Below are 5,155 nucleotides of genomic sequence, written 5' to 3' on the forward strand. Positions count from 1 at the left end.
GCAGTATTATCCGTAATAAGCGTTACATCAATGTCTGCTTGTTTCAATTCCCATGTCGTTAAACGGCCACCTTGTAAAACCGGCCTCGTTTCACACGCATACGCATGTAAACGCACACCCTTCTCTTTCCCAATATAAAATGGGGCTAATGCTGTTCCATATCTAGCAGTTGCAATACTTCCAGCGTTACAAATTGTTAAAATTTTATCACCGTCTTTAAAACATGTTAAAGCATGTTCTCCAATACTTCGGCACACCATTTCATCCTCTTGCTGAATATGAAGCGCTTCTTCTTCTAATATTTTTTGAGCTTCTTTTATTGTAGTAATCTCTCGAATAGATTCTCTCATACGATCGATTGCCCAAAATAAATTGACTGCTGTCGGGCGTGATGTTCCTAAATAGTTACAATCTCTATTAAACTTCTTYTGAAACTCATAGATATTTATAGCATCGTATTTCTTTGCCGCAAGCGCCAAACCAAACGCAGCTACAATTCCAATTGYAGGCGCTCCTCGTACTTCTAACATAATGATACTTTTCCATACATCTTCAATATTCGTTAATGTTTTGTATTCAGTGACATGCGGCAACTTTGTTTGATTTAATACTGCAATTGCATCGCCTTTCCAACTTACAGATCTCGGAATAGTAATAATTGTACTCATGCTTTTACGCCTCCAACTGTCTGTTGAAATAATGTTCGAAACAGTTGAATATCAGCACMCTTGGCTTCATATTTTATTAGTTCTCTACCTAAGGATAACGCTTGTTTTTTAGCTTGAATTCTATTTTCTTTATTTGCTATCCCATCTAAATCCGCTACATGAGCTAAGCCAATTGTTCTACGAATCAGTTCACATCCGGCAAATCCGACGGCATCAGTAAAGATATTTTGCAAAATAATTGGTAACCATTGTTTTTCTTTCGTATATGCTTCTACACCTTCTCCAATCCATAACTTCGTAAAGTTTTCTACAAAATAACTCCATGTCTTTTCTATATGGAAAAATAGTACACTTCTCTTTTCTTCTTCTCTAGATAAAGCATTTAATAATAGATTTGCAATAAATTGACCGATATCAAATCCAAATGGACCGTACGTTGCAAATTCTGGATCGATCACTTTCGTTTCAGAAGGTGATGAAAAAATACTACCAGTATGTAAATCACCATGAATAAGCGCTTCTTTTCTCGTTAAAAACTTATATTTATATTGTGCTACTTTTAGTTTTAAAGTTTTGTCACTCCAAAGTTCATCAATCACTGACTGTAAATCTGACTCATAATCATTCGTATCATAATGTCCAAATCTATTACTGTAACTGCTAACTCTTCATCATGACTGTACACTACCGGAACATAATCTGGCACATACTTCGCAAAAATTTGTAATGCTTTACTTTCAATCGTCGCTCTTTTTATAGACAGTGGCCAGCTCTCACCAACTACTTTCGCATATGGCAGTGCTTGTTTTATTATAATAGACTTCTCTCCATCATCTAATTTGAACACGTAATTTAAATTTCCATCTCCAATTTCATGACAAACTACATTTGCTTTCTTTTCAAAATAACCGTGTTCTTTCGCATATTGTATAGCTGTTGTTTCAGTTAATGAATAATATCCCATCGTCTTCTCCTCCTTTTCATTCAGAGGTTTTTCTAAAATAGAAAAAACCCTTTCCACAAAGAAAGAGGTTTGAAGTTTATCTTCTCCCCTCTTATCTGCCAGAAAGTTTACTTTCTGCTGGAATTAGCACCGTGCCTTTTGGCGTCATAAACGCCCCATTTCACAATGGTATTACGGTCGGTTGCTGGGCTTCATCGGGCCAAATCCCTCCACCTGCTCTTGATAAGAGTTATATAATTTTTTAGAATTTTTAACTTTATGTTGAAGACTATACCAAGAATAAAAATCACTTGTCAACATTTTATTTGTATAATTCTGGACGGCGATCTGCAAAAACTGGAATTCCTCTACGTACCTCTTTAATCTTCTCGAATATAAGTTCTCCAAATAAAATGGATTCCTCTTCATTTGCCTCTACCACAACTTCACCCCAAGGATCTACAATTAGAGAATGACCTGCAAACTCATTATTCGGATCCTTTCCTGACCTATTACATGCCACAACATAACACTGATTTTCAACTGCTCTTGCTTGYAATAGCAARCGCCAATGTGCTAAACGAACTAATGGCCATTCTGCTACAACGAATAAAACTTTTGCCCCTTTAGCAGTATGAACGCGCATCCACTCTGGAAAACGAATATCATAACAAATTGTGCCAGCACACTCTACATCATCTAACTTAAATTCACCTGTCTCATTACCAGCAACTAAATATTTATGTTCATCCATCAGCTGAAATAAATGTACTTTACTATATTCATTGACTAGATTCCCTTCATTGTTTACAACATACATTGTGTTTGTAACCCCTTGCTCTGTTTGCTTTGCTATGGAACCACCAACAATATGTACACCATATTGCTTCGACCATTCTTTCAACTTTTCTTTCGTTTCTATTCCATCCTGATCTGCAATTTCTGAAAGTCTCGTTAAATCATAACCTGTTGTCCATAGCTCTGGTAAGACAATAACATCTGGTTTCCCCTTCATTGCTTCGTTTATTTTATTTTGTGCACTTTCAATATTGGTTTTCACATCTCCAAAAGTAATATCCATTTGAATACATGCGATTTTCATTTTGTCAGCTCCATTCTTAATTTTCCCTTTACAAAATACTGGAAAGATTATATCATTTGTCACTAGAATTGTAACAACTTTCAAAAGAGGTGGAAAGTATGAAATTATTTCAACCTTCTGAGATAGTAACATCATTGCCAACACAATTTTTTGCTTCACTTGTTGCAAAAGTTAACAAAGTCGTTGCAGCTGGTCACGATGTTATTAATCTAGGTCAAGGTAATCCAGATCAACCAACACCGCAGCATATCGTAAAAGCTTTACAAGACGCTGCCGAAAAGACTATTCATCATAAATATCCGCCATTTCGTGGACACGAAAGCTTAAAAGAAGCTGTGGCAACATTCTATAAACGTGAATACGGCGTAGAATTAAATCCCAAAACTGAAGTTGCTATTTTGTTTGGCGGAAAGGCTGGATTAGTAGARTTACCGATTTGTTTTACAAACCCTGGTGATACCATTCTCGTTCCAGATCCAGGCTATCCAGATTATTTATCAGGAGTTGCTTTAGCAAAAGCACACTTTGAAACAATGCCGCTTATTGCAGAAAATAATTTTTTACCGGATTATACAAAAATTGATGACTCTATTGCGGAACAGACAAAATTAATGTTTTTAAACTATCCWAATAAYCCTACCGGTGCTACGGCATCAAAMGATTTCTTTGATGMAACMATTCATTTTGCTAATAAACATAATATAYTAGTTGTTCATGATTTTGCTTACGGTGCTATTGGATTTGATGGTCAAAAACCAGTTAGTTTCTTACAAGCAGACGGTGCTAAAGATACAGGAATTGAAATTTACACTTTATCAAAAACTTTYAATATGGCTGGMTGGCGTATTGCTTTTGCAGTAGGGAATGAAAGTGTCATCGAAACAATTAACYTATTGCAAGATCATATGTATGTTAGTATTTTYGGTGCAGTTCAAGATGCTGCCCGCGAAGCGTTATTAAGTTCACAGTCTTGTGTAATAGACCTTGTAAATAGTTACGAATCTCGAAGAAATGTTCTTATTACAGCTTGTCACTCAATTGGTTGGAATGTAGATATTCCAACAGGATCATTCTTTGCATGGCTTCCTGTTCCAAAAGGATATACATCTGAGCAATTTTCTGACATTTTACTAGAAAAAGCACACGTTGCAGTTGCTCCTGGTGTTGGATTTGGTGAGCACGGTGAAGGGTATGTCCGTGTTGGTCTCTTGCATACAGAAGATAGATTACGAGAAGCAATTAATCGAATTGATAAATTAAATTTTTTCAAAAAGTCATTGACAACATAAAAAATATCTGACAAAATTCAGTTATCTTAAAAATTTAAACATTTCTAAATACTTCTTATCAAGAGCAGGTGGAGGGACGAGCCCGACGAAACCCGGCAACCGATCTACAATTGTAGACACGGTGCTAATTCTCGCAGCGTTACGCTGACAGATAAGGAGCTGGTTGTAAAAAAACCTCTCCTTAGCTGAGAGGTTTTTTTATTTAACTAGGAGGKTATAACAATGAGCGGAATTATAGCGACATATTTAATCCACGATGATTCTCACAACTTAGAAAAGAAAGCAGAACAAATTGCAATCGGTTTAACAATTGGTTCATGGACTCATTTACCACACTTATTACAAGAACAATTAAAACAACATAAAGGCAATGTCATTCATATTGAAACGTTAGAYGAACAAGAACATATTAACTCTTACCTTGGCAAAAAAGTATCACGTGGACTCATTAAAATTCATTATCCATCGCTGAACTTTAGCCCTGACTTACCAGCCATTTTGACAACAACATTTGGAAAACTTTCGTTAGATGGAGAAATTAAACTAATTGATTTAACATTCTCAGACGAATTAAAGAAACAGTTTCCTGGACCAAAATTTGGAATTAAAGGCATCCGAAACCTTTTACAAGTTCAAGATCGACCTCTTCTAATGAGTATTTTCAAAGGGATGATAGGACGGAATATTGGATATTTAAAAACTCAACTACGCGATCAGGCAATTGGAGGCGTAGATATTGTAAAAGATGATGAAATTTTATTCGAAAACTCATTAACACCACTTATAAAAAGAATTGAATCTGGGAAAGAAGTTTTACAATCTGTATACGAAACTTACGGGCATAAAACTTTATACGCAGTAAATTTAACAGGTCGAACTTATGATTTAAAAGAAAACGCGAAACGTGCGGTGGTAGCTGGAGCAGACATTCTTTTATTTAATGTATTTTCTTATGGATTAGATGTACTGCAAGCACTTGTAGAAGACGATGAAATTCCAATTCCTATTATGGCACACCCTGCTGTAAGTGGCGCATATTCATCATCGAAACTATACGGTTTCTCTTCTCCATTACTACTTGGAAAATTACTACGTTACGCTGGTGCTGATTTCTCTTTATTCCCATCACCATACGGCAACGTTGCATTAGAAA

Annotated in this window: 4 protein-coding genes, 1 pseudogene and 2 riboswitches; of the genes and pseudogenes, 2 read left to right on the top strand and 3 right to left on the bottom strand. The window is 35.8% G+C overall.

The window, feature by feature from the left end:
- The 3 genes and pseudogenes from AC1DJR_RS19815 to AC1DJR_RS19825 all read right to left on the bottom strand — a co-directional run.
- Positions 1 to 668, bottom strand: a 668-nt coding sequence (locus AC1DJR_RS19815) for a s-methyl-5-thioribose-1-phosphate isomerase (RefSeq protein ID WP_477003318.1), incomplete at its 3' end; no start/stop codon positions are given.
- A pseudogene (locus AC1DJR_RS19820) lies at positions 665 to 1,632 on the bottom strand (S-methyl-5-thioribose kinase). The gene AC1DJR_RS19815 and the pseudogene AC1DJR_RS19820, both read right to left, overlap by 4 nt.
- A gap of 88 nt (positions 1,633 to 1,720) precedes the next feature.
- Positions 1,721 to 1,861: riboswitch (SAM riboswitch) on the bottom strand.
- Positions 1,862 to 1,933: 72 nt separating this feature from the next.
- Complete coding sequence (locus AC1DJR_RS19825) at positions 1,934 to 2,797, bottom strand: carbon-nitrogen family hydrolase (protein ID WP_033733132.1); 864 nt, start codon at positions 2,795 to 2,797, stop codon at positions 1,934 to 1,936.
- A gap of 14 nt (positions 2,798 to 2,811) precedes the next feature.
- Here AC1DJR_RS19825 and AC1DJR_RS19830 point away from each other — a divergent pair, with 14 nt between their 5' ends.
- Positions 2,812 to 4,002: an aminotransferase class I/II-fold pyridoxal phosphate-dependent enzyme gene (locus tag AC1DJR_RS19830; RefSeq protein ID WP_477003319.1), complete on the top strand. Its 1,191-nt coding sequence runs from the start codon at positions 2,812 to 2,814 to the stop codon at positions 4,000 to 4,002.
- A 52-nt stretch (positions 4,003 to 4,054) separates the two neighbouring features.
- A riboswitch (SAM riboswitch) is annotated at positions 4,055 to 4,160 on the top strand.
- A 64-nt stretch (positions 4,161 to 4,224) separates the two neighbouring features.
- Positions 4,225 to 5,155 (top strand): 2,3-diketo-5-methylthiopentyl-1-phosphate enolase (mtnW, locus tag AC1DJR_RS19835; protein WP_477003320.1); only part of this gene is annotated, 931 nt, incomplete at its 3' end.

Source organism: Bacillus sp. 05T31, from assembly GCF_056396725.1.